This is a genomic window from Pseudomonas sp. NPDC089395 (assembly GCF_044749525.1).
Lineage (GTDB): Bacteria > Pseudomonadota > Gammaproteobacteria > Pseudomonadales > Pseudomonadaceae > Aquipseudomonas.
This window is the reverse complement of the sequence record NZ_JBIVID010000004.1, coordinates 295,419-317,737: the sequence shown is the minus strand read 5'-3', so window position 1 is coordinate 317,737 and position 22,319 is coordinate 295,419. Positions and strand designations below refer to the sequence as shown.

At 59.1% G+C, this 22,319-nt stretch carries 21 protein-coding genes; 17 read left to right on the top strand and 4 right to left on the bottom strand.

Annotated features, from left to right (window positions below; all coding sequences use genetic code 11):
- Positions 1-138: 138 nt before the first annotated feature.
- Complete coding sequence (locus ACIPZG_RS12220; RefSeq protein ID WP_400713857.1) at positions 139-1,437, top strand: sigma-54 interaction domain-containing protein; 1,299 nt, start codon at positions 139-141, stop codon at positions 1,435-1,437.
- A 71-nt stretch (positions 1,438-1,508) separates the two neighbouring features.
- Here the strand turns inward: ACIPZG_RS12220 and gyrB are convergent, their stop codons facing one another.
- From gyrB to dnaA, 4 genes are read right to left on the bottom strand one after another with little or no spacing between them, the layout of a single operon-like run.
- Positions 1,509-3,929, bottom strand: a complete 2,421-nt coding sequence (gene gyrB / locus ACIPZG_RS12215; protein WP_400713854.1) for a DNA topoisomerase (ATP-hydrolyzing) subunit B — start codon at positions 3,927-3,929, stop codon at positions 1,509-1,511.
- Between the two features lie 4 nt (positions 3,930-3,933).
- Positions 3,934-5,037 (bottom strand): DNA replication/repair protein RecF, encoded by a 1,104-nt coding sequence (recF, locus tag ACIPZG_RS12210; protein WP_176511753.1) that lies wholly within the window; start codon positions 5,035-5,037, stop codon positions 3,934-3,936.
- A 13-nt stretch (positions 5,038-5,050) separates the two neighbouring features.
- Positions 5,051-6,154, bottom strand: coding sequence for a DNA polymerase III subunit beta (dnaN, locus tag ACIPZG_RS12205; RefSeq protein ID WP_008092209.1), 1,104 nt, complete (start codon positions 6,152-6,154; stop codon positions 5,051-5,053).
- Between the two features lie 40 nt (positions 6,155-6,194).
- Complete coding sequence (gene dnaA, locus ACIPZG_RS12200; protein ID WP_400713849.1) at positions 6,195-7,727, bottom strand: chromosomal replication initiator protein DnaA; 1,533 nt, start codon at positions 7,725-7,727, stop codon at positions 6,195-6,197.
- Positions 7,728-8,311: 584 nt separating this feature from the next.
- On the opposite strand from dnaA, the gene rpmH reads away from it, so the two are divergent.
- The 16 genes from rpmH to atpG all read left to right on the top strand — a co-directional run bounded on the left by rpmH (position 8,312) and on the right by atpG (position 22,310).
- Positions 8,312-8,446, top strand: coding sequence for a 50S ribosomal protein L34 (gene rpmH / locus ACIPZG_RS12195; RefSeq protein ID WP_003253163.1), 135 nt, complete (start codon positions 8,312-8,314; stop codon positions 8,444-8,446).
- 13 nt (positions 8,447-8,459) lie between these two features.
- Complete coding sequence (gene rnpA, locus ACIPZG_RS12190) at positions 8,460-8,864, top strand: ribonuclease P protein component (protein WP_008092213.1); 405 nt, start codon at positions 8,460-8,462, stop codon at positions 8,862-8,864.
- Complete coding sequence (gene yidD, locus ACIPZG_RS12185) at positions 8,857-9,102, top strand: membrane protein insertion efficiency factor YidD (protein WP_078477749.1); 246 nt, start codon at positions 8,857-8,859, stop codon at positions 9,100-9,102. The genes rnpA and yidD overlap by 8 nt, the downstream gene beginning before the upstream one ends.
- 2 nt (positions 9,103-9,104) lie before the next feature.
- Positions 9,105-10,787, top strand: coding sequence for a membrane protein insertase YidC (yidC, locus tag ACIPZG_RS12180; RefSeq protein ID WP_400713846.1), 1,683 nt, complete (start codon positions 9,105-9,107; stop codon positions 10,785-10,787).
- A gap of 86 nt (positions 10,788-10,873) precedes the next feature.
- Positions 10,874-12,244, top strand: coding sequence for a tRNA uridine-5-carboxymethylaminomethyl(34) synthesis GTPase MnmE (gene mnmE / locus ACIPZG_RS12175; protein WP_400713843.1), 1,371 nt, complete (start codon positions 10,874-10,876; stop codon positions 12,242-12,244).
- Positions 12,245-12,683: 439 nt separating this feature from the next.
- Complete coding sequence (gene mnmG / locus ACIPZG_RS12170; RefSeq protein ID WP_008092217.1) at positions 12,684-14,576, top strand: tRNA uridine-5-carboxymethylaminomethyl(34) synthesis enzyme MnmG; 1,893 nt, start codon at positions 12,684-12,686, stop codon at positions 14,574-14,576.
- Positions 14,573-15,223, top strand: a complete 651-nt coding sequence (gene rsmG / locus ACIPZG_RS12165) for a 16S rRNA (guanine(527)-N(7))-methyltransferase RsmG (RefSeq protein WP_400713840.1) — start codon at positions 14,573-14,575, stop codon at positions 15,221-15,223. Before mnmG ends, rsmG begins: the two co-directional genes overlap by 4 nt.
- Before the next feature lie 18 nt (positions 15,224-15,241).
- On the top strand, positions 15,242-16,033 hold the full coding sequence (locus tag ACIPZG_RS12160) for a ParA family protein (RefSeq protein ID WP_008092220.1): 792 nt from the start codon (positions 15,242-15,244) through the stop codon (positions 16,031-16,033).
- Positions 16,034-16,042: 9 nt separating this feature from the next.
- Positions 16,043-16,915: a ParB/RepB/Spo0J family partition protein gene (locus tag ACIPZG_RS12155; RefSeq protein WP_008092222.1), complete on the top strand. Its 873-nt coding sequence runs from the start codon at positions 16,043-16,045 to the stop codon at positions 16,913-16,915.
- Between the two features lie 149 nt (positions 16,916-17,064).
- Complete coding sequence (locus ACIPZG_RS12150) at positions 17,065-17,472, top strand: F0F1 ATP synthase subunit I (RefSeq protein ID WP_008092225.1); 408 nt, start codon at positions 17,065-17,067, stop codon at positions 17,470-17,472.
- A gap of 16 nt (positions 17,473-17,488) precedes the next feature.
- Entirely contained in the window at positions 17,489-18,358 is an 870-nt protein-coding gene (gene atpB / locus ACIPZG_RS12145; RefSeq protein ID WP_400713837.1) for a F0F1 ATP synthase subunit A, read from the top strand.
- A 143-nt stretch (positions 18,359-18,501) separates the two neighbouring features.
- Positions 18,502-18,759, top strand: a complete 258-nt coding sequence (gene atpE / locus ACIPZG_RS12140) for a F0F1 ATP synthase subunit C (RefSeq protein ID WP_003097235.1) — start codon at positions 18,502-18,504, stop codon at positions 18,757-18,759.
- Between the two features lie 56 nt (positions 18,760-18,815).
- Positions 18,816-19,286 (top strand): F0F1 ATP synthase subunit B, encoded by a 471-nt coding sequence (locus ACIPZG_RS12135; protein WP_008092228.1) that lies wholly within the window; start codon positions 18,816-18,818, stop codon positions 19,284-19,286.
- A 12-nt stretch (positions 19,287-19,298) separates the two neighbouring features.
- Positions 19,299-19,835, top strand: coding sequence for a F0F1 ATP synthase subunit delta (locus tag ACIPZG_RS12130; protein WP_400713834.1), 537 nt, complete (start codon positions 19,299-19,301; stop codon positions 19,833-19,835).
- A 21-nt stretch (positions 19,836-19,856) separates the two neighbouring features.
- On the top strand, positions 19,857-21,401 hold the full coding sequence (gene atpA, locus ACIPZG_RS12125) for a F0F1 ATP synthase subunit alpha (RefSeq protein WP_400713831.1): 1,545 nt from the start codon (positions 19,857-19,859) through the stop codon (positions 21,399-21,401).
- Between the two features lie 48 nt (positions 21,402-21,449).
- Positions 21,450-22,310, top strand: a complete 861-nt coding sequence (gene atpG / locus ACIPZG_RS12120) for a F0F1 ATP synthase subunit gamma (protein WP_008092234.1) — start codon at positions 21,450-21,452, stop codon at positions 22,308-22,310.
- Positions 22,311-22,319: the final 9 nt, after the last annotated feature.

Sequence of the window (22,319 nt, the reverse complement as noted above, 5' to 3'; positions counted from 1 at the left end):
TGCTCGAAAGGCCAATGAAAACGGCCGGTCCTGGCGTATGCCTTGCCCATATGGCAGCTGCACTGGCAGTCGACTGTCAGCTAATGGCAGTGTTTGGCAGTCCTTGTTACCCTGCAGCGGTCATTCCTCGGTGCCGTCATGCCTGAATCCCACTCCCTCATCCTAGCGTTGGTTTCCTACCTCGAACACGATGCGCAGCCTACGATCGTGCTGGATACCGACTACAACATCCTCGCGGCCAACGCGGCCTACCGCCGACTGTTCGGCCGTGACCAGCAGGCGCCACTGGGCGAGAAGTGTCACCGCGTGTCCCATCACTACGCTGTGCCTTGCGATCAGGCCGGAGAGCATTGTCCGATGCGCAAGGCCTGGGACAGCAAGGTGCCGGAACGTGTCCTGCACATCCACCACACACCACGCGGCCCGGAACACGTGGATGTCGAGCTGCGCCCCATCCTCGATGAACAGGGCAGGGTGGTGGCATTCGTCGAGCGCCTGACCACCGTTACCCTGGCCTCGGCACAACCTCAGCAACAAGGCCTGGTGGGACGGGCGCCAGCCTTCAAGGCAGCACTGGCCAGCCTGCAGCGTGCGGCTCCGGCGCAAATCCCGGTATTGCTCCAGGGTGAGTCGGGCACCGGTAAAGAACTGTTCGCCCGCGCGATCCACATGGGCAGCCCACGGGCCAACGGCCCCTTGGTGGTGGTCGACTGCACAGGCTTGACCGAGTCGCTGTTCGAGAGCGAATTGTTCGGCTACGAGAAAGGCGCCTTCACCGGTGCCAACCAACGCAAGATCGGCCTGGCCGAAGCGGCCCATGGCGGCACGTTGTTCCTCGACGAAATCGGTGAAGTGCCATTGGCCATGCAGGTCAAACTGCTGCGCTTGATCGAGTCCGGCAGCTTCCGCCCGGTAGGCAGCCTGCGCACCGTGCACTCGGACTTCCGCCTGGTATCGGCGACACACAAACCCTTGAAGCAGATGGTGGCGGAGGGCACTTTCCGTGAAGACCTGTATTACCGCATCAGCGGCTTTCCCATTCGCTTGCCCGCCTTGCGCGAGCGTGTGGAAGACCTGCCATTGCTCGCCCAGAGCCTGTTGCAGCGCATGCCTGGCAAACCCGCATCCAGGCTGAGCGTTGAAGCGCAGCAGCATCTTCAATTGCATCCCTTCCCGGGCAACATCCGCGAGCTGCGCAACATTCTGGAAAGGGCCCACTTGTTCGCCGACGACGGGCTGATCCGGCCAGAGCATTTTCCGGAAGACGTCGGCCCTGAACACGCTCGCGGGTTCAGCAAAGGACGCGGGCGCAATGAGTTGGGTGAGCTGGCGCAGGCGCTCGAACAGTTTCAGGGGTCACGCAGCGAACTGGCCCGTCACCTCGGCATGAGTGAACGCACCTTGTATCGGCGCTTGAAGGCGTTGGGCTTGTCGTAGCTTTCATGGATCAGCCGCCATAAAAAAACCCGCTTACGCGGGTTTTTTTATGGCGGTCTATCTACACCCGATCAGAAGTCCAGGTTCGATACCGACAGCGCATTGCTTTCAATGAACTCACGGCGCGGTTCTACCGCATCACCCATCAGGGTGTTGAAGATCTGGTCGGCAGCGATCGCATCTTCAATGGTGACCTTCAGCATACGGCGGACGGTTGGGTCCATGGTAGTTTCCCACAGCTGATCCGGGTTCATCTCACCCAGCCCTTTGTAGCGCTGGATGGTGTGGCGCTTGGTGGTCTCGTTCATCAGCCAGTCCAGGCCTTCCTTGAACTCGACGATGGCCTTGCGGCGCTCACCACGCTGAACATAGGCGCCTTCGCCCAGCAGGCTGGACAGCTTGGCACCGATGTTGACCACGGTACGGTAGTCGTTGCTGCCGAAGAAGTCGCGGTTGAAGGTGATGTAGCTCGCCAAGCCGTGGGAGGTAATTTCCACTTCCGGCAGCCAGACATTACGCTCTTTGTCTTCGCGCAGGCTGGCCTTGTAGGCCAGGCCCGACTTCTGGCTGTTGTTCAGGCGCTCTTGGAAGCTCGCCAACCAGGCCTGCATGACGGCGTGGTCGCCCAGGTGCTCCAGGGTCACTTCCGGCAGGTAGATGAAGTGCTCGGTCAGCTCTTCCGGGTACAGTCGCGACAGACGCTTGAGGGTCTTCATCACGCTGCGGAACTCGTTGACCAGGGCTTCCAGTTGCACACCGGAAACGGCTGGCGCCGATTCGTCCAGGTGCAGGCTGGCGTCTTCGAGGGCCGACTGGGTCATGTATTCTTCCATGGCCTCGTCGTCCTTGATGTACTGCTCCTGCTTGCCTTTCTTCACCTTGTACAGCGGTGGCTGGGCAATGTAGATGTAGCCACGCTCGACCAGCTCCGGCAGCTGACGGAAGAAGAAGGTCAGCAACAGGGTACGGATGTGCGAACCGTCGACGTCAGCATCGGTCATGATGATGATGTTGTGATAACGCAGCTTGTCGATGTTGTACTCTTCACGACCGATACCGCAGCCCAGCGCAGTGATCAGCGTGCCGACCTCCTGGGACGAGATCATCTTGTCGAAACGGGCTTTCTCGACGTTGAGGATCTTGCCCTCCAGCGGCAGGATCGCCTGGGTACGACGGTTACGACCTTGCTTGGCCGAGCCACCTGCGGAGTCGCCCTCCACCAGGTACAGTTCGGAAAGGGCAGGGTCCTTCTCCTGGCAGTCCGCCAGTTTGCCCGGCAAGCCGGCGATATCCAGCGCGCCTTTGCGGCGAGTCATTTCACGTGCTTTACGCGCCGCTTCACGGGCACGGGCAGCATCGATCATCTTGCCGACAACGGCCTTGGCTTCGTTGGGGTTCTCCAACAGGAAGTCGGCAAAGTACTTGTTCATTTCCTGTTCCACGGCGGTTTTCACCTCCGAGGAAACCAGCTTGTCCTTGGTCTGGGAACTGAACTTCGGATCCGGCACTTTTACCGAGATGATCGCGGTCAAGCCTTCACGGGCATCATCACCGGTGGTGGCGACCTTGTTCTTCTTGGCCAGGCCTTCCTGCTCGATGTAGTTGTTGAGGCTACGGGTCAGGGAAGAGCGGAAGCCAACCAGGTGGGTACCGCCATCGCGCTGCGGAATGTTGTTGGTGAAGCACAGCAGGTTTTCGTTGAAGCTGTCGTTCCACTGCAGCGCTACTTCGACACCAACGCCATCGTCACGCTGAACATTGAAGTGGAACACCTGGGAGTTGACCGGGGTCTTGTTGGTGTTCAGGTATTCAACGAACGCACGCAGGCCGCCTTCGTATTTGAAGTACTCTTCCTTGCCCGAGCGCTCGTCCTTCAGCAGGATGCCAACGCCGGAGTTGAGGAAGGACAGCTCACGGATACGCTTGGCCAGGATGTCCCAGCTGAAGTGGATGTTCTTGAAGGTTTCTGCCGAAGGCTTGAAATGGATGTGGGTACCGGTGGTTTCACTGTCGCCCACCACGGCCATCGGTGCCTGCGGCACACCGTGCACGTAGGTTTGTTCCCAGATCTTGCCGCTACGGCGAACGGTGAGCACCAGCTTTTCAGACAGGGCATTGACCACCGACACGCCCACGCCGTGCAGGCCGCCAGAGACCTTGTACGAGTTGTCGTCGAACTTACCGCCGGCGTGCAGCACAGTCATGATGACCTCGGCTGCCGAAACGCCTTCTTCTTTATGCACGTCAACCGGAATGCCGCGACCGTTGTCGCGCACACTGATCGATTCGTCCGTATGAATGATTACGGTGATGTCATCGCAGTGCCCCGCGAGGGCTTCGTCGATCGAGTTGTCGACCACCTCGAAGACCATGTGGTGCAGGCCGCTACCATCATCGGTGTCGCCAATGTACATGCCGGGGCGCTTGCGCACGGCATCCAAACCTTTCAGCACCTTGATGCTGGAGGAGTCGTACGTTTGATTTTCGCTCATGCCTTCACTCCCGATGGTCGTGGGTCTGGGTGATACGGCCCTGTTCCACGTGGAACAAAGCAACTGGCGTTTCCGTTTGCCAGCCTTCCCTCAGTAATTCGTGATCTACACAGGTGATGAACACCTGGCAGCGTAATTCTTCAAGCAAGCGGCACAATGCGCGGCGGTGCTGGTCGTCCAGTTCCGACGGCAAGTCATCCACGAGATAAATACAGTGACCGCGGCGAGCCTGGCTGACGAGGTGGCCCTGGGCAATGCGCAATGCACACACCACCAGCTTTTGCTGACCGCGCGACAAAATGTCCGCTGCGTTGTTGGCAGCCAGACGAAGACGCAAATCAGCACGCTGCGGGCCGGCCTGGGTATGGCCCATCTGCTGATCACGAAGGAGAGAGGAGGCGAGGACTTCTTGCAGTTCCCGGTCCTTGTCCCAGCCTCGGTAGTAGCTCAGGGTCAACCCGTCCAACTCGACCAGTTCGCTCAGGGTTCGCTCGAAGACGGGCTTCAAGGCCTTGATGTAGTTGCGACGGTATTCATCTATTTCCGCGCTGGCCAGGCACAATTCCCGGTCCCAGGCGGCTTGCGAAGCTGGGTCAAGTGTACCATGACGCAACCACGAGTTCCGCTGCCTCAGCGCCTTCTGCAGACGTTGCCAAGCAGGCAGGAATCGGGGTTCCACGTGGAACACTCCCCAATCGAGGAACTGCCGACGTATTTTCGGCGCTCCTTCCAACAGCCGAAAACTGTCTGGGTTGATGAGCTGCAAGGGCAGTAGTTCAGCCAGTTGCGCTGCGCTCCTTGCATTCTGCCCATCGATGCGGATGGTGAACTCTCCCTGCCGTTCCCGTGAAACACCGAGGTTGCTGGTGCCGCCCTCGGCCAGCTGCACTTCGCCAAATACGGTGCACGCCGGTTGCTCGTACTGAATGACCGGGTTCAGGCGGGTGCTGCGGAACGAACGGGCCAGGCCGAGCAGGTGCACAGCTTCAAGCACGCTGGTCTTACCGCTGCCGTTGGCGCCGTAGAGGATATTGATGCGGGGAGAGGGTGTGAGTGTCACCGGGTGCAGGTTGCGCACCGCGGTGACCATGATACGTCGAAGGGACATTAGGCCTGCTACGTTACAGGCGCATCGGCATGACTACATAGGAAGAATCGTCATTGCCCGCTTCCTGCAGCAGCGCACTGCTGTTGGAGTCGGACAGAATCAGACGAACTTGCTCGGTAGTCATCACGCCCAACACGTCCAGCAGGTAGCTGACGTTGAAGCCGATTTCCAGCGAGCTACCTTCGTAGTCCACGCTGATCTCTTCTTCAGCTTCTTCCTGCTCAGGGTTGTTGGCCTGAATCTTCAGTTGGCCAGCCGCCAGTTGCAGACGGATACCGCGATACTTTTCGTTGGAGAGAATCGCGGTACGGCTGAACGCTTCACGCAGTGCCTGACGATCGCCCAGCACCAGCTTGTCGCCGCCCTTGGGCAGCACGCGCTCGTAGTCCGGGAACTTGCCGTCGACCAGTTTCGAAGTAAAGGTGAACTCGCCGGTGGTCGCGCGAATGTGATGCTGACCCAGCACGATGCTGACCATCCCCTCAGGGTCGGTGAGCAGACGCGCCAGCTCCAGGATACCTTTGCGCGGCACGATGACCTGGTGACGCTCATCCTGCTCGATCGCTGCGCTCATCGAGCACAGGGCCAAGCGGTGGCCGTCGGTGGACACCGCACGCAGGGTGTTGCGCGACACTTCCAGCAGCATGCCGTTGAGGTAGTAGCGCACATCCTGCTGGGCCATGGCGAAGCTGGTGCGCTCAATCAGGCGGCGCAGTTTGCTTTGCTCCAGGTTGCAGGTCAGCGAGCCCGGGCCTTCTTCCACGGTCGGGAAGTCATTGGCCGGCAGGGTCGACAGGGTAAAGCGGCTACGGCCGGCCTTGACCAACAGCTTCTGCTCATCAACCTTGATATCGATCAGAACGTCGTTTGGCAGGCTCTTGCAGATGTCCATCAGCTTACGCGCCGGGACAGTGATTTCGCCGGGCTCAGCCGGCTCTTCCAGTTGCACGCGGCCTACCAGTTCGACTTCCAGATCGGTACCGGTCAACGACAGCTGCTGGCCTTGTACGACCAGCAGTACGTTGGACAGGACCGGCAAGGTCTGGCGGCGCTCGACGACACCGGCGACCAGTTGCAGGGGTTTCAACAGGGCTTCGCGTTGAATGGTGAAATGCATGGTCTAGTCCCTTGCCTTCAGTTAGCTGGGCTGACGGCCATCAGGTCGTTAGCGTGCGCAGCAGGTTCTTGTAGTCCTCGCGGATGTCCGCGTCGGATTCCTTCAATTCATTGATCTTGCGGCAGGCGTGCAGCACGGTGGTGTGGTCACGGCCGCCAAACATGTCGCCGATCTCCGGCAGACTGTGGTTGGTCAGCTCCTTGGACAACGCCATGGCCACCTGACGCGGGCGCGCAACAGAGCGCGAGCGGCGTTTGGACAACAGATCGGCGATCTTGATCTTGTAGTACTCGGCCACGGTGCGCTGAATGTTATCCACACTCACCAGCTTGTCTTGCAGCGCCAGCAGATCCTTGAGCGATTCGCGAATCAGCTCGATGGTGATATCGCGACCCATGAAGTGCGAGTGGGCGATCACCCGCTTCAGGGCGCCCTCCAGTTCACGCACGTTGGAGCGAATACGCTGGGCGATGAAGAACGCCGCGTCGTGCGGCAGCTCGACCTTGGCCTGGTCGGCCTTCTTCATCAGGATCGCGACACGGGTTTCCAGTTCCGGCGGCTCCACGGCCACCGTCAGGCCCCAGCCGAAGCGCGACTTCAGACGCTCTTCCAGGCCTTCGATTTCCTTCGGGTAGCGGTCGCTGGTGAGAATCACCTGCTGGCCACCTTCGAGCAAGGCGTTGAAAGTGTGGAAAAACTCTTCCTGCGAGCGCTCCTTGCGGGCAAAGAACTGGATGTCGTCGATCAGCAAGGCGTCGACCGAGCGATAGAAACGCTTGAACTCGTTGATTGCGTTGAGCTGCAGCGCCTTGACCATATCCGCTACGAAGCGCTCGGAATGCAGGTAGACCACCTTGGCATTCGGGTTCTTCTTCAGCAGGTGGTTACCCACAGCGTGCATCAGGTGCGTCTTGCCCAAACCCACACCGCCATAAAGGAACAGCGGGTTGTAGCCATGCTTGGGGTTATCGGCCACCTGCCAGGCAGCGGCGCGGGCCAACTGGTTCGACTTACCTTCGACAAAGGTTTCGAAAGTAAAGGTGCGGTTCAGGTAGCTGGTGTGCTTGAGCGCGCCTTCGACCTGGACGGTGCGCTGTTCGGTGCGCCCGCTCGCGGCCGGCGCCGAGTTGCTTTCGGCCATGGAATCGAAGCTGTCACGTGATGACGACTCTGCGCTGTCATTGACCAGCACAGGTTCAGCCACGGCGGCGGTGACCGGCTCGGCAAAGGCGGCTGGCGCAGCGGTAGGTTGCGGCTGGCTTTGTGCAAGAGACGCTGCCACTGCGGCACTGACCGGGGCGTTGGGTGCGGCACGTGGTGCGGAGCTACGACGGCTGCCTATTAATAAGGAAAGGGCAGGCGCGATGCCGCTGCCGTTCTCACCCAACAGTTCGAGCAGACGGCCGAGGTACTTTTCATTCACCCAATCGAGAACGAAACGGTTAGGCGCATAGACGCGCAACTCGTCGCCTTCGGCTTCGACCTGTAGCGGACGGATCCAGGTGTTGAATTGCTGGGCAGGCAGTTCATCGCGCAGAAGCTCCACGCACTGCTGCCAAAGTTCCACTGACACGGATATCCCCTGAGTTTGAAAGCCGGATGAGGCAAAAACAAACCGCCATTGTACCGGTCGAGCGTTCAGTTATCCACATGTGGAAACATTCTGAGCTATGACAAATCAGCCATTTAGCGACCAAAACACCTCAATCGCCCGGTGGATAAGCCCTGTGGATAACCGCACTTGAGGGCTATGCACAACCCTAGGTCGAGCCCTGTTGATAACTCCCCTGTGGATAAGCAGCGATTTCATCCACACGTTTTGCCCACGCGCAGCACAGGCGCCGCACCCCTTGTGGACAAGGTTTTGAAATTCTGTACAGCCCAAAAATAAAGGGCTGCAGAAGGTTATCCACAGATACTTATCCACTTAAGAGTTATAAGTTCTTCAGAAAAGCTTTTTATATGTCTCTTCTTTTTTTCATTTTGTCGTCCGTTTGTCTGCACGAGCAAGCCTCGCCTGGACGAGCGTCGGGTTTGTACCTTCCATAAGGAAAGGCTGGTTGGAAATTGACCTATTGGCTTGCTTTCTCTAGAATCGCCGATCTCTTAAAAAGGGGGCCATCCCGGCCCGTCGTCGACAAACCCAGGTAACACGCCATGAAACGTACTTTCCAACCAAGCACCATCAAGCGCGCTCGCACCCACGGCTTCCGTGCCCGTATGGCTACCAAGAACGGCCGCGCTGTTCTGTCGCGTCGTCGCGCCAAAGGCCGTAAGCGTCTGGCCATTTGATTTTTCGGCACAGGTGGTGAGTCAGGACTTCAGTCGGGAAAAGCGACTGCTTACACCCCGGCATTTCAAAGCGGTCTTCGACTCCCCAACCGGCAAGGTTCCAGGGAAAAACCTGCTGATCCTTGCTCGCGAGAACGGTCTCGATCATCCGCGCCTCGGCCTGGTAATCGGCAAGAAGAGCGTCAAGCTCGCCGTTCAACGCAATCGCCTCAAGCGCTTGATGCGCGATTCCTTCCGTCTCAACCAGCACCTGCTCGCTGGCCTGGACATAGTGATCGTCGCGCGCAAGGGATTGGGTGAGATAGAAAACCCGGAATTGCACCAACACTTTGGCAAGCTCTGGAAACGCCTGGCACGCAGCCGGCCCACTCCAGCGGCAAACGCCGATTCCGCAGGGGTAGACAGTCAAAATGCGTAAACTGGCCCTCGTTCCGATCCAGTTTTACCGTTACGCCATCAGTCCCCTGATGGCCAGCCACTGTCGTTTCTACCCCTCTTGCTCCTGTTACGCTTACGAAGCCATTGAAAACCATGGTCTTTGGCGTGGCGGGTGGCTAGCCGTTCGTCGCCTGGGGCGTTGTCATCCGTGGAACGACGGCGGTTTCGATCCCGTTCCCCCCGCTCCTTCCTCCCGAACTTCTTCGATAGCCGAGTAATCATGGATATTAAACGCACGATCCTGATCGCCGCCCTGGCAATCGTGTCCTACGTCATGGTCCTGAAGTGGAACGATGACTACGGGCAGGCTGCCTTGCCGACTCAGAATACTGCTGCCAGCACTGTTGCTCCGGGCCTGCCAGATGGCGTACCGGCCGCTAACAACGGCGCCAGCGCCGATGTTCCGAGCGCCAACGCCGAGTCGACCCCTGCCGAACTGGCACCCGTTGCACTCAGCAAGGATCTGATCCGGGTCAAGACCGATGTCCTGGAACTGGCTATCGATCCAGTCGGTGGTGACATCGTCCAGCTGAACCTGCCGAAGTACCCACGCCGTCAGGACCATCCGAACATTCCGTTCCAGCTGTTCGACAACGGTGGTGAGCGGGTGTACCTGGCCCAGAGCGGTCTGACCGGCGCCAACGGCCCGGATGCCCGTGCCACTGGCCGTCCTCTGTACGCCGCCGAGCAAAAGTCCTACCAGATGGCTGATGGCCAGCAACAACTGGTGGTCGACCTGAAGTTCAGCGACAACGGTGTGAACTACATCAAGCGCTTCAGCTTCAAGCGCGGTGAGTACGACCTGAACGTCAGCTACCTGATCGACAACCAGAGCGGCCAGGCCTGGAACGGCAACATGTTTGCTCAGCTCAAGCGTGACGCCAGTGGCGACCCGTCTTCGAGCACTGCTACCGGCACCGCGACCTACCTGGGCGCTGCCCTGTGGACAGCTGGCGAGCCGTACAAGAAAGTGTCGATGAAAGACATCGACAAAGGCAGTTTGAAAGAAAATGTGTCCGGCGGCTGGGTCGCCTGGCTGCAGCACTACTTCGTGACTGCGTGGATCCCTGCCAAGTCGGACAACAACGTCGTCCAGACCCGCAAGGACAGCCAAGGCAACTACATCATCGGCTACACCGGCCCGACCATCAGCGTACCTGCTGGCGGCAAGGTCGAAACCAGCGCCATGCTGTACGCCGGTCCGAAGATTCAGTCCAAGCTCAAGGAATTGTCCCCAGGCCTGGAACTGACCGTCGACTACGGCTTCCTGTGGTTCATCGCCCAGCCGATCTTCTGGCTGCTGCAACATATCCACAGCCTGCTGGGTAACTGGGGCTGGTCGATCATTGTCCTGACCATGCTCATCAAGGGTCTGTTCTTCCCGCTGTCGGCTGCCAGCTACCGCTCGATGGCGCGTATGCGTGCCGTAGCGCCGAAGCTTGCCGCACTGAAGGAACGCTTCGGTGACGATCGCCAGAAGATGTCCCAGGCGATGATGGAGCTGTACAAGAAAGAGAAGATCAACCCGCTGGGCGGCTGCTTGCCGATCCTGGTGCAGATGCCGGTATTCCTGGCCCTGTACTGGGTACTGCTGGAAAGCGTCGAGATGCGTCAGGCCCCATGGATGCTGTGGATCACCGACCTGTCGATCAAGGATCCGTTCTTCATCCTGCCGATCATCATGGGCGCTACCATGTTCATCCAGCAGCGCTTGAACCCGACGCCGCCGGATCCGATGCAGGCCAAGGTGATGAAAATGATGCCGATCATCTTCACCTTCTTCTTCCTGTGGTTCCCAGCCGGTCTGGTGCTGTACTGGGTTGTGAACAACTGCCTGTCGATTTCGCAGCAGTGGTACATCACCCGCCGTATCGAAGCAGCGACCAAAAAAGCTGCTGCTTGACGGGCTACTGCGCTAGCCTGTGAATAAAAACGCCCCTTCGGGGGCGTTTTTGCTATCTGTCGTTTTTGTCGTAGAGGCTTTCGAGCATGAACACTGTGCGTGAAACCATCGTCGCCATCGCTACCGCCCAAGGCCGCGGCGGCGTAGGCATCGTCCGCCTGTCCGGGCCACTGGCGGCCAAGGCCGGTCAACTCATCACCGGCCGCACGTTGACGCCGCGCCATGCCCACTACGGGCCGTTCCGCGACGAGCAGGGGCTGGTGCTGGATGAAGGCATTGCGCTGTTCTTCCCGGGCCCCAACTCGTTTACCGGCGAAGACGTGCTCGAGCTTCAGGGCCATGGTGGTCCGGTGGTCCTGGACATGCTCCTGCAGCGCTGTGTACAAGTCGGTTGCCGTCTGGCTCGCCCTGGCGAGTTCAGCGAACGTGCATTTCTCAACGACAAGCTCGACCTTGCCCAGGCCGAGGCCATCGCCGATCTCATCGAAGCCAGCTCCAGCCAGGCCGCGCGCAATGCCTTGCGTTCGCTGCAGGGTGAATTTTCCAAGCGTGTGCACAACCTGACCGAAGCGCTGATTGCGTTGCGGATCTACGTCGAGGCCGCCATCGACTTCCCGGAAGAGGAAATCGACTTCCTGGCTGACGGCCATGTGCTGTCGATGCTCGATATCGTGCGCAGCGAGTTGTCCACAGTGCAGCGCGAAGCCGGGCAGGGTGCCTTGCTGCGTGACGGCATGACGGTGGTGATAGCAGGCAGGCCCAATGCGGGCAAGTCGAGCTTGCTCAATACACTGGCTGGCCGTGAAGCGGCAATCGTCACCGATATCGCAGGCACCACCCGGGACATCCTCCGCGAACATATCCACATCGATGGCATGCCGTTGCACGTGGTCGACACCGCCGGTCTGCGTGATACCGATGACCATGTGGAAAAAATCGGCGTGGAACGGGCGCTCAAGGCCATTGGCGAAGCCGACCGTGTGTTGCTGGTGGTGGATTCCACTGCGCCCGAAGCCAGCGACCCATTTGCGTTGTGGCCGGAGTTCCTGGACCTGCGCCCTGACCCTGCCAAGGTCACGCTGATTCGTAACAAGGCCGACCTCAGTGGCGAGCGCGTAGGGCTGGAACAGTGCGACGACGGCCATGTGACGCTTACCCTGAGCGCCAAGGGCGACGACCAGGGCCTGCAGCTGCTGCGCGACCACCTCAAGGCCTGCATGGGCTACGAGCAGACGGCGGAGAGCGGCTTCAGCGCACGCAGGCGCCACCTGGATGCACTGCGCCAGGCCAGTGACCACCTGGAGCACGGTCGCGCCCAATTGACCCTGGCTGGCGCTGGTGAGCTGTTGGCTGAAGACCTGCGCCAGGCACAACAGGCCCTGGGCGAAATCACCGGTGCGTTCAGTTCCGACGACCTGCTGGGCAGGATTTTCTCCAGTTTCTGCATCGGCAAGTAGTCCACAACCTGCAAGACCAAGGCCGCTCCTACAGGGAGCGGCTTTTTTTTGCCCGCAGGAGCCCTGTGGAAAACTCGCCTTCAGCTCAGTTGATAAGCACGCTTTTTTTCTGAGGACAAAGTGGCCTGTGGGTAAATAGGCATTTAATCCACAGGCTAAAAGACGTTATCCAGAACCCTCAAGGCACTCCAGACACAGGGTTTAATTTCTCTCTACACAGCGGATTATATGGCGTACAGAACCTTATCCACAGATAAGTGTGTGCATAAGAATAAACATAAAAACAAAGCTTTTTTAAATTTCTCTTCTTTGATTTCTGTTGTCTGCCACTCATCCACAGCTGGTCAAAATTTGCGCAAAAGGTTTCTTTAAAGGGGGGTAAGTCCCTATACTTGTCGGCTTACCTTCTCTATTCGCAAAAACAGGCACGAGGTGCGTGGTGGATTTCCCTTCCCGTTTTGAAGTGATCGTCATCGGCGGCGGCCATGCCGGTACCGAGGCTGCGCTTGCGTCTGCACGCATGGGTGTGAAAACCCTGCTGCTGACCCACAACGTGGAAACCCTCGGTCACATGAGTTGCAACCCCGCCATCGGCGGTATTGGCAAAAGCCATCTGGTCAAAGAGATCGATGCGCTCGGCGGCGCCATGGCATTGGCTACCGACAAGAGCGGTATCCAGTTCCGCGTCCTGAACAACCGCAAGGGGCCGGCCGTGCGCGCCACCCGTGCACAGGCAGACCGCGCCATCTACAAGGCAGTGGTGCGCGAGATCCTGGAAAACCAGCCGAACCTGTGGATATTCCAGCAGTCGTGCGACGACCTGATCGTCGAGCAGGACCAGGTCAAAGGCGTGGTCACGCAAATGGGCCTGCGCTTTTTCGCCGAACAAGTGGTATTGACCACCGGTACCTTCCTCGGTGGCCTTATCCACATTGGCCTGCAGAACCATTCCGGCGGCCGCGCCGGTGATCCACCTTCGATCGCCCTGGCTCACCGCATGCGTGAACTGCCGCTGCGTGTCGGCCGACTGAAAACTGGCACGCCACCGCGTATCGACGGGCGCTCGGTGGATTTCTCGGTGATGACCGAACAGCCAGGCGACACGCCGATCCCGGTGATGTCGTTCATGGGCAATGCGCAGATGCACCCGCGCCAGGTCAGCTGTTGGATTACCCACACCAATGCGCGCACCCACGAGATCATCGCCTCGAACCTCGACCGTTCGCCGATGTACTCCGGTGTGATCGAAGGCGTGGGCCCGCGCTATTGCCCGTCGATCGAAGACAAGATCCATCGCTTCGCCGACAAGGAAAGCCATCAGGTGTTCATCGAGCCGGAAGGCCTGACCACCCATGAGCTTTACCCCAACGGTATTTCCACTTCGCTGCCGTTCGACGTGCAGCTGGAGCTGGTCCGCTCGATCCGCGGTATGGAAAATGCCCACATCGTGCGCCCGGGCTACGCCATCGAGTACGACTACTTCGACCCGCGTGACCTCAAGTACAGTCTGGAGACCAAAGTCATCGGCGGCCTGTACTTCGCTGGCCAGATCAACGGCACTACCGGTTACGAAGAAGCCGGCGCCCAGGGCCTGCTGGCCGGGACCAACGCCGCGCTGCGCGCGCAGGGCCGTGAAAGCTGGTGCCCACGGCGCGACGAGGCCTACATCGGCGTACTGGTCGACGACCTGATTACCCTGGGTACCCAGGAGCCCTACCGCATGTTTACTTCGCGTGCCGAGTACCGGCTGATCCTGCGCGAAGACAACGCCGACCTGCGCCTGACCGAAAAAGGCCGTGAACTGGGCCTGATCGACGACGCGCGCTGGGCCGCGTTCTGTGCCAAGCGCGACGGCATCGAGCGTGAGGAACAGCGCCTGAAGTCGACCTGGGTACGCCCGAATACCCCGCAAGGCCAGGCCGTTGTGGATAAGTTCGGTACCCCGCTGAGCCACGAGTACAGCCTGCTGAACCTGCTCGCCCGTCCGGAAATCGACTACGCCGGGCTGATTGAAGCGACCGGCGGTGATGTCATCGACCCACAAGTGGCCGAACAGGTCGAGATCAAGACCAAGTACGCCGGCTACATCGACCGCCAGCAGGATGAAATCGCCCGCCTGCGCGCCAGCGAAGACACCCGTTTGCCTGTGGATATCGACTACACCACGATTTCCGGCCTGTCCAAGGAAATCCAGAGCAAGCTGGGGCAGACCCGCCCGGAAACCCTGGGCCAGGCTTCACGTATCCCCGGCGTCACGCCGGCGGCGATTTCCCTGTTGCTGATTCATCTGAAAAAACGCGGCGCTGGCCGCGAATTGGAGCAAAGCGCTTGAGTTCCCTGGTCACCCCGCAGCACGCAGAAGAGTTGTCCACAGGCGCGCGCCAGCTCGGCATCGAGTTGACCGCGCAGCAGCACGAATCGCTGCTGGGCTACCTGGCCCTGTTGATCAAGTGGAACAAAGCCTACAACCTCACCGCCGTGCGTGACCCGGACGAGATGGTGTCGCGCCACCTGCTCGACAGCCTCAGTGTCATGTCGTTTATCCACAACGACCGCGAAAGCTGGCTGGATGTGGGCAGTGGCGGTGGCATGCCGGGTATTCCCTTGGCTATCCTGCATCCGCACAAGCAGGTGACGGTGCTGGATGCCAATGGCAAGAAGACGCGTTTTCTGACCCAGGTGAAAATGGAGCTGAAACTGGACAACCTCACGGTTATCCACAGCCGGGTCGAGGCCTTCCAGCCCGCGCAGCCGTTCAGCGGCATCATCTCCCGCGCCTTCAGCAGCATGGAGAACTTCACCAACTGGACCCGCCACTTGGGCGACACCGGGACGCAATGGCTTGCAATGAAGGGGCTGCATCCTGCCGATGAACTGGTAGCATTGCCCGCAGACTTCACAGTGGAAAGCGAACAGGCCCTGACCGTTCCAGGTTGCCAGGGCCAGCGCCATCTGCTGATACTGCGCCGCAAGGCATGACTGGGAACACACGCACCAATGGCTAAGGTATTCGCAATCGCGAACCAGAAAGGTGGAGTGGGCAAGACCACCACCTGTATCAATCTTGCAGCATCGCTGGCCGCGACCAAGCGTCGTGTGCTGCTGATCGACCTCGATCCGCAGGGCAACGCCACCATGGGCAGCGGTGTGGACAAACACGAACTCGAGCATTCGGTCTATGACCTGCTGATCGGCGAATGCGACCTAGCCCAGGCCATGCACTACTCCGAGCACGGCGGCTTCCAACTGCTGCCGGCCAACCGCGACCTGACCGCCGCGGAAGTGGTGCTGCTGGAAATGCAGGTCAAGGAGAGCCGCCTGCGCAATGCCCTGGCGCCGATCCGCGAGAACTACGACTACATCCTGATCGACTGCCCGCCGTCGTTGTCCATGCTGACGCTGAACGCCCTGGTCGCTTCCGATGGCGTGATCATCCCGATGCAGTGCGAGTACTATGCACTGGAAGGTCTCAGCGACCTTGTGGATAACATCAAGCGCATCGCCGCCCGTCTGAATCCGCAGCTGAAGATCGAAGGTCTGCTGCGCACCATGTTCGACCCGCGCCTGAGCCTGAACAACGATGTTTCGGCGCAGCTCAAGGAACACTTCGGCGAGCAGCTGTACGACACGGTCATTCCGCGCAACATCCGCCTGGCGGAGGCACCGAGCTTCGGCATGCCGGCGCTGGCCTACGACAAGCAATCGCGTGGCGCACTCGCCTACCTGGCCCTGGCCGGGGAACTGGTTCGCCGTCAACGCCGTCAATCACGCACTGCACAAACAACTTAAGGAATCCGCATGGCCGTTAAGAAACGGGGTCTCGGACGTGGGTTGGATGCACTGCTCAGTGGTCCTTCCGTCAGCGCGCTCGAAGAGCAGGCTGTGAAGATCGACCAGAAAGAACTGCAACACCTGCCGGTCGAGCTGATCCAGCGTGGCAAGTACCAGCCGCGCCGCGACATGGATCCGGAGGCGCTGGAAGAGCTCGCGCACTCGATTCGCAGCCATGGCGTGATGCAACCGATCGTGGTCCGCCCGATCGACGGCAACCGCTTCGAGATCATCGCTGGTGAGCGCCGCTGGCGTGCCACCCAGCAGGCCGGCCTCGACACCATCCCGGCGATGGTTCGTGAAGTGCCGGACGAAGCTGCCATCGCCATGGCGCTGATCGAGAACATCCAGCGCGAGGACCTCAATCCGTTGGAAGAGGCCTTGGCCCTGCAGCGCCTGCAGCAGGAGTTCGAACTGACCCAGCAACAGGTGGCGGATGCCGTGGGCAAGTCGCGGGTCACCGTAGCCAACTTGCTGCGCTTGATTTCGCTGCCTGAAGCGATCAAGACCATGCTCGCTCACGGCGACCTGGAAATGGGCCATGCACGTGCATTGCTCGGTCTTGAAGAAGATCGGCAGGAAGAAGGGGCGCGACATGTTGTCGCACGTGGCCTCACCGTGCGCCAAACCGAGGCACTGGTGCGCCAGTGGCTCAACGGCAAGCCTGATCCGGTCGAACCGAGCAAACCTGATCCGGACATCGAGCGCCTTGAACAGCGGCTTGCAGAGCGCCTGGGCTCGCCCGTGCAGATACGCCATGGCAACAAGGGAAAAGGCCAGTTGGTTATTCGTTATAACTCGCTCGACGAGTTGCAGGGCGTCCTTGCTCACATCCGCTGAAACAATTCCCGTTGTAGCGCGCAGTCGGAAATCACTACCCAAGAGTTGAATAGGGGTTAATCCACCCCTATACTCTGCGCGCATTTTGTCGGCACAAATTATGCCAAGTCATAACTGACTTGTTGGTCGACTTCCGAGGAGCAGTTGTGATGGAAATCCGCACGCCAAACCGCCTGCCTTTCCATCGCTGGGCGGTTTTTCCGGTACTGCTGGCTCAATTCGTCGTACTACTGCTGGCAACCTTGGTGTTGTGGCAGTGGAAAGGGGCGGTCAGTGGATATTCAGGCCTTTGCGGAGGTTTGATTGCCTGGCTGCCCAATGTGTATTTCGCCTGGAAGGCTTTTCGCTTCAGCGGGGCCCGAGCGGCACAGGCCATCGTCAAGTCGTTTTACGCAGGCGAGGCAGGCAAGATGATTTTGACGGCAGTGCTATTTGCACTGACCTTCGCAGGAGTGAAGCCACTGGCGCCGTTAGCAGTATTCGGCGTCTTCGTGTTGACCCTTTTGGTCAGCTGGTTCGCGCCCCTGCTGATGAATAAAAGACTTTCGAGACCTTAGGGCGTTTGAGGCAACCATGGCAGCAGAAACCGCTTCGGGCTATATCCAGCACCACTTGCAGAACCTGACCTACGGTCAACTACCAGACGGCAGCTGGGGCTTTGCCCATTCGGCTGCAGAAGCCAAGGCAATGGGCTTCTGGGCGTTCCACCTGGACACCCTCGGTTGGTCCGTCGCGCTGGGTCTGATCTTCCTGTTCATTTTCCGCATGGCGGCCAAGAAGGCGACTTCCGGTCAACCTGGCGGTCTGCAGAACTTCGTGGAAGTCATGGTGGACTTCGTCCACGGCAGCGTGAAGGATTCCTTCCACGGCCGTAGCCCGGTGATTGCACCGCTGGCGCTGACCATCTTCGTCTGGGTATTCCTGATGAACGCCATCGACCTGATTCCGGTCGACTGGATTCCTCAGCTGGCCATCCTGATCTCCGGTGACCCGCACATTCCGTTCCGCGCCGTGTCGACCACCGACCCGAACGCGACCCTGGCCATGGCCTTCTGCGTGTTCGCCCTGATCATCTTCTACAGCATCAAGGTCAAGGGCCTGGGCGGCTTCATCGGTGAGCTGACCCTGCACCCGTTCGGTAGCAAGAACATCTTTCTGCAGATCCTGCTGATTCCGGTCAACTTCCTGCTGGAATTCGTCACCCTGATCGCCAAGCCGATCTCGCTGGCACTGCGTCTGTTCGGCAACATGTACGCCGGCGAGCTGGTGTTCATCCTGATCGCGGTGATGTTCGGCGCCGGCATCCTCTGGCTCAGCGGCCTGGGTGTGGTGCTGCAGTGGGCGTGGGCTGTGTTCCACATCCTGATCATCACCCTGCAAGCTTTCATCTTCATGATGCTTACCATCGTCTACCTGTCGATGGCTCACGAAGATAACCATTAAGACCGCCTGGCGTGTCTGATAGCCTTCCCCGCTCGTTTGGGGGGAGGGCTTAAAAAGTCCGCAAGGGCAGCTGTACCAAACGATTTGTTTTACCGCTTCAAACTAAAAACCTAACCAATACGACGTAAAAGTCGGGAGGAAAGATGGAAACTGTAGTTGGTCTGACCGCTATCGCTGTTGCTCTGCTGATCGGCCTGGGTGCTCTGGGTACCGCCATTGGTTTCGGCCTGCTGGGCGGCAAGTTCCTGGAAGGCGCTGCTCGTCAGCCTGAAATGGTTCCGATGCTGCAGGTCAAAATGTTCATCGTTGCCGGTCTGCTCGACGCCGTAACCATGATCGGTGTTGGTATCGCTCTGTTCTTCACCTTCGCGAATCCGTTCGTTGGTCAGATCGCCGGCTAATCACTCGTATTCACGAGTTGATGGCTGTATGAATTAAGACCGAGCGAGGTGTTGGCGTGAACATTAATGCAACCCTGATTGGCCAATCCGTTGCTTTTCTGATTTTTGTACTCTTCTGCATGAAGTATGTATGGCCTCCGGTCATCACTGCTCTGCACGAGCGCCAAAAGAAGATTGCTGACGGCTTGGACGCTGCCAACCGCGCAGCTCGCGACCTGGAGCTGGCCCAAGAGAAAGTGGGTCAGCAACTGCGTGAAGCTAAAGCACAGGCAGCCGAAATCATTGAGCAAAGCAAGAAACGCGCTGCTCAGCTTGTCGAGGAAGCCCGTGATCAGGCCCGCGTCGAAGCTGACCGTGTGAAGGCTCAGGCTCTGGCCGAGATCGAACAGGAACTGAACAGCGCTAAAGACGCCCTGCGTGCCCAAGTGGGTGCTCTGGCCGTTGGCGGTGCTGAAAAGATCCTTGGCGCCACAATCGATCAAAACGCGCATGCGGAGCTGGTTAACAAACTGGCCGCTGAAATTTAAGCGAGGGCGATCATGGCAGAACTGACCACGTTGGCCCGACCTTACGCTAAGGCTGCCTTTGAGCATGCCCAGGCCCATCAGCAACTGGCCAATTGGTCAGCCATGCTCGGCCTGGCTGCTGCGGTGTCGCAAGACGACACCATGCAGCGCCTGCTCAAGGCCCCGCGACTGACGAGCGCAGAAAAGGCCGCCACGTTCATTGACGTGTGCGGTGACAAGTTCAATGCACAGGCACAGAATTTCATTCATGTTGCCGCGGAAAACGACCGTCTCCTGCTTCTGCCGGAGATTGCCGCCCTGTTCGACCTGTACAAGGCCGAGCAAGAGAAATCCGTGGACGTGGAAGTCACCAGTGCCTTCACGTTGAACCAAGAACAGCAAGACAAACTCGCCAAGGTTCTCAGTGCACGGTTAGGCCAGGAAGTGCGCCTGCACGCGTCGGAGGATGCCAGCCTGATTGGCGGCGTCGTCATCCGCGCTGGTGACCTGGTTATCGATGGCTCTGTTCGCGGCAAAATCGCGAAACTGGCCGAAGCATTGAAATCTTGAGTTTGAAGGGGCAGCAGAGCAATGCAGCAACTCAATCCTTCCGAAATTAGTGAAATCATCAAGGGCCGCATCGACAACCTCGATGTGAGCTCCCAAGCCCGTAACGAAGGTACCGTCGTTTCGGTTTCCGACGGTATCGTGCGGATCCACGGTCTGGCCGACGTAATGTACGGCGAAATGATCGAGTTCCCGGGCGGCGTCTACGGCATGGCACTGAACCTGGAGCAAGACTCCGTAGGTGCAGTGATCCTGGGTGCCTATGACACCCTCGCCGAAGGCATGAGCGCCAAGTGCACCGGCCGCATCCTGGAAGTTCCGGTTGGTAAGGAACTGCTGGGTCGCGTCGTCGACGCACTGGGCAACCCGATCGACGGCAAAGGTCCACTGGGCAACACCCAGACCGACGCGGTCGAGAAAGTAGCTCCAGGCGTGATCTGGCGTAAGTCGGTAGACCAGCCTGTACAGACTGGCTACAAGTCCGTTGACGCCATGATCCCTGTCGGCCGTGGCCAGCGTGAGCTGATCATCGGTGACCGTCAGATCGGCAAGACCGCCATGGCCATCGACGCCATCATCAACCAGAAAGACTCCGGTATTTTCTGTGTGTATGTTGCTGTCGGCCAGAAGCGTTCCACCGTTGCCAACATCGTTCGCAAGCTGGAAGAAAACGGCGCCCTGGCCAACACCATCGTGGTTGTTGCCAGTGCTTCGGAATCCGCCGCGCTGCAATTCCTGGCGCCATACGCCGGTTGCACCATGGGCGAGTTCTTCCGTGACCGCGGTGAAGACGCCCTGATCGTTTACGATGACCTGTCCAAGCAGGCCGTTGCCTACCGTCAGATCTCCCTGCTGCTGCGCCGTCCACCAGGACGTGAAGCGTACCCAGGCGACGTGTTCTATCTCCACTCCCGTCTGCTGGAGCGTGCATCGCGCGTTTCGGAAGAGTACGTCGAGAAGTTCACCAACGGCGCAGTGACTGGCAAAACCGGTTCCCTGACCGCTCTGCCGATCATCGAAACCCAGGCTGGCGACGTTTCCGCGTTCGTTCCGACCAACGTGATTTCCAACACCGACGGTCAGATCTTCCGGGAATCGGCCATGGTCAACTCGGGCATCCGCCCTGCAGTGAACGCCGGTGTTTCGGTATCCCGCGTAGGTGGTGCCGCTCAGACCAAGATCATCAAGAAGCTGTCCGGTGGTATTCGTACCGCGCTGGCTCAGTACCGTGAACTGGCTGCATTCGCCCAGTTCGCTTCCGATCTGGACGAAGCGACCCGCAAGCAGCTGGAGCATGGTCAGCGCGTAACCGAGCTGATGAAGCAGAAGCAGTACGCGCCAATGTCCATCGCGGACATGGCCCTGTCGCTGTACGCCGCTGAGCGTGGTTTCCTGACTGACGTAGAAGTCTCCAAGATCGGCAGCTTCGAGCAAGCACTGATCGCCTTCTTCAACCGTGATTACGCCGAACTGTTGGCGAAGATCAACGTGAAGGGTGACTTCAACGACGAAATCGACGCAGGCCTGAAAGCCGGTATCGAGAAGTTCAAGGCCACCCAGACCTGGTAAGCCGCAGCGGGGGCTCAGGCCCCCGCTTGCTAACCTGATAGGTGATACATGGCAGGCGCAAAAGAGATTCGCAGTAAGATTGCGAGCATCAAAAGCACGCAAAAAATTACCAGCGCCATGGAGAAAGTGGCGGTCAGCAAGATGCGCAGAGCTCAAATGCGCATGGCTGCTAGCCGTCCTTACGCGGAGCGTATCCGCCAGGTGATCGGTCATCTGGCCAACGCCAACCCGGAATACCGCCACCCGTTTATGATCGAGCGCCCTGTAAAGCGTACCGGTTATATCGTGGTGAGCAGTGACCGTGGTCTGTGCGGTGGCTTGAACACCAACCTGTTCAAGGCCCTGGTCAAGGACATGAACGTCAACCGCGAACAGGGCGTCGAAATCGACCTGTGCGTGATCGGCAGCAAGGGTGCGACTTTCTTCCGCATCTTTGGCGGCAACGTCGTAGCCGCGATCAGCCAACTGGGCGAAGAGCCATCGATCAATGATCTGATCGGCTCCGTCAAAGTGATGCTGGACGCCTACCTGGACGGCCGTATCGATCGCCTCTCCGTGGTGTCGAACAAGTTCATCAATACCATGACCCAACAACCGACGGTCGAGCAATTGGTACCGTTGGTGGCAACCCCGGATCAGGATCTCAAGCATCACTGGGATTACCTGTACGAACCCGACGCAAAAGAGCTGCTGGACGGCTTGATGGTGCGTTACGTGGAGTCGCAGGTGTACCAGGCGGTGGTCGAGAACAACGCTGCTGAACAAGCGGCCCGGATGATCGCCATGAAGAACGCCACAGACAACGCCGGTGATTTGATCAAAGAGCTTCAGTTGATCTACAACAAGGCGCGTCAGGCTGCGATCACCCAGGAGATCTCGGAAATCGTCGGCGGCGCTGCCGCGGTTTAACGGTTCACA

Excerpts from the sequence above, each read along its gene's own strand:
- gyrB (WP_400713854.1), bottom strand. The coding sequence starts at position 3,929 with ATGAGCGAAAATCAAACGTACGACTCCTCCAGCATCAAGGTGCTGAAA.
- ACIPZG_RS12160 (WP_008092220.1), top strand. The coding sequence starts at position 15,242 with ATGGCTAAGGTATTCGCAATCGCGAACCAGAAAGGTGGAGTGGGCAAG.
- atpE (WP_003097235.1), top strand. The coding sequence starts at position 18,502 with ATGGAAACTGTAGTTGGTCTGACCGCTATCGCTGTTGCTCTGCTGATC.
- atpB (WP_400713837.1), top strand. The coding sequence starts at position 17,489 with ATGGCAGCAGAAACCGCTTCGGGCTATATCCAGCACCACTTGCAGAAC.
- yidD (WP_078477749.1), top strand. The coding sequence starts at position 8,857 with ATGCGTAAACTGGCCCTCGTTCCGATCCAGTTTTACCGTTACGCCATC.
- recF (WP_176511753.1), bottom strand. The coding sequence starts at position 5,037 with ATGTCCCTTCGACGTATCATGGTCACCGCGGTGCGCAACCTGCACCCG.
- ACIPZG_RS12150 (WP_008092225.1), top strand. The coding sequence starts at position 17,065 with ATGGAAATCCGCACGCCAAACCGCCTGCCTTTCCATCGCTGGGCGGTT.
- ACIPZG_RS12220 (WP_400713857.1), top strand. The coding sequence starts at position 139 with ATGCCTGAATCCCACTCCCTCATCCTAGCGTTGGTTTCCTACCTCGAA.
- mnmE (WP_400713843.1), top strand. The coding sequence starts at position 10,874 with ATGAACACTGTGCGTGAAACCATCGTCGCCATCGCTACCGCCCAAGGC.
- rpmH (WP_003253163.1), top strand. The coding sequence starts at position 8,312 with ATGAAACGTACTTTCCAACCAAGCACCATCAAGCGCGCTCGCACCCAC.
- dnaN (WP_008092209.1), bottom strand. The coding sequence starts at position 6,154 with ATGCATTTCACCATTCAACGCGAAGCCCTGTTGAAACCCCTGCAACTG.
- yidC (WP_400713846.1), top strand. The coding sequence starts at position 9,105 with ATGGATATTAAACGCACGATCCTGATCGCCGCCCTGGCAATCGTGTCC.
- atpG (WP_008092234.1), top strand. The coding sequence starts at position 21,450 with ATGGCAGGCGCAAAAGAGATTCGCAGTAAGATTGCGAGCATCAAAAGC.
- atpA (WP_400713831.1), top strand. The coding sequence starts at position 19,857 with ATGCAGCAACTCAATCCTTCCGAAATTAGTGAAATCATCAAGGGCCGC.
- ACIPZG_RS12130 (WP_400713834.1), top strand. The coding sequence starts at position 19,299 with ATGGCAGAACTGACCACGTTGGCCCGACCTTACGCTAAGGCTGCCTTT.
- ACIPZG_RS12155 (WP_008092222.1), top strand. The coding sequence starts at position 16,043 with ATGGCCGTTAAGAAACGGGGTCTCGGACGTGGGTTGGATGCACTGCTC.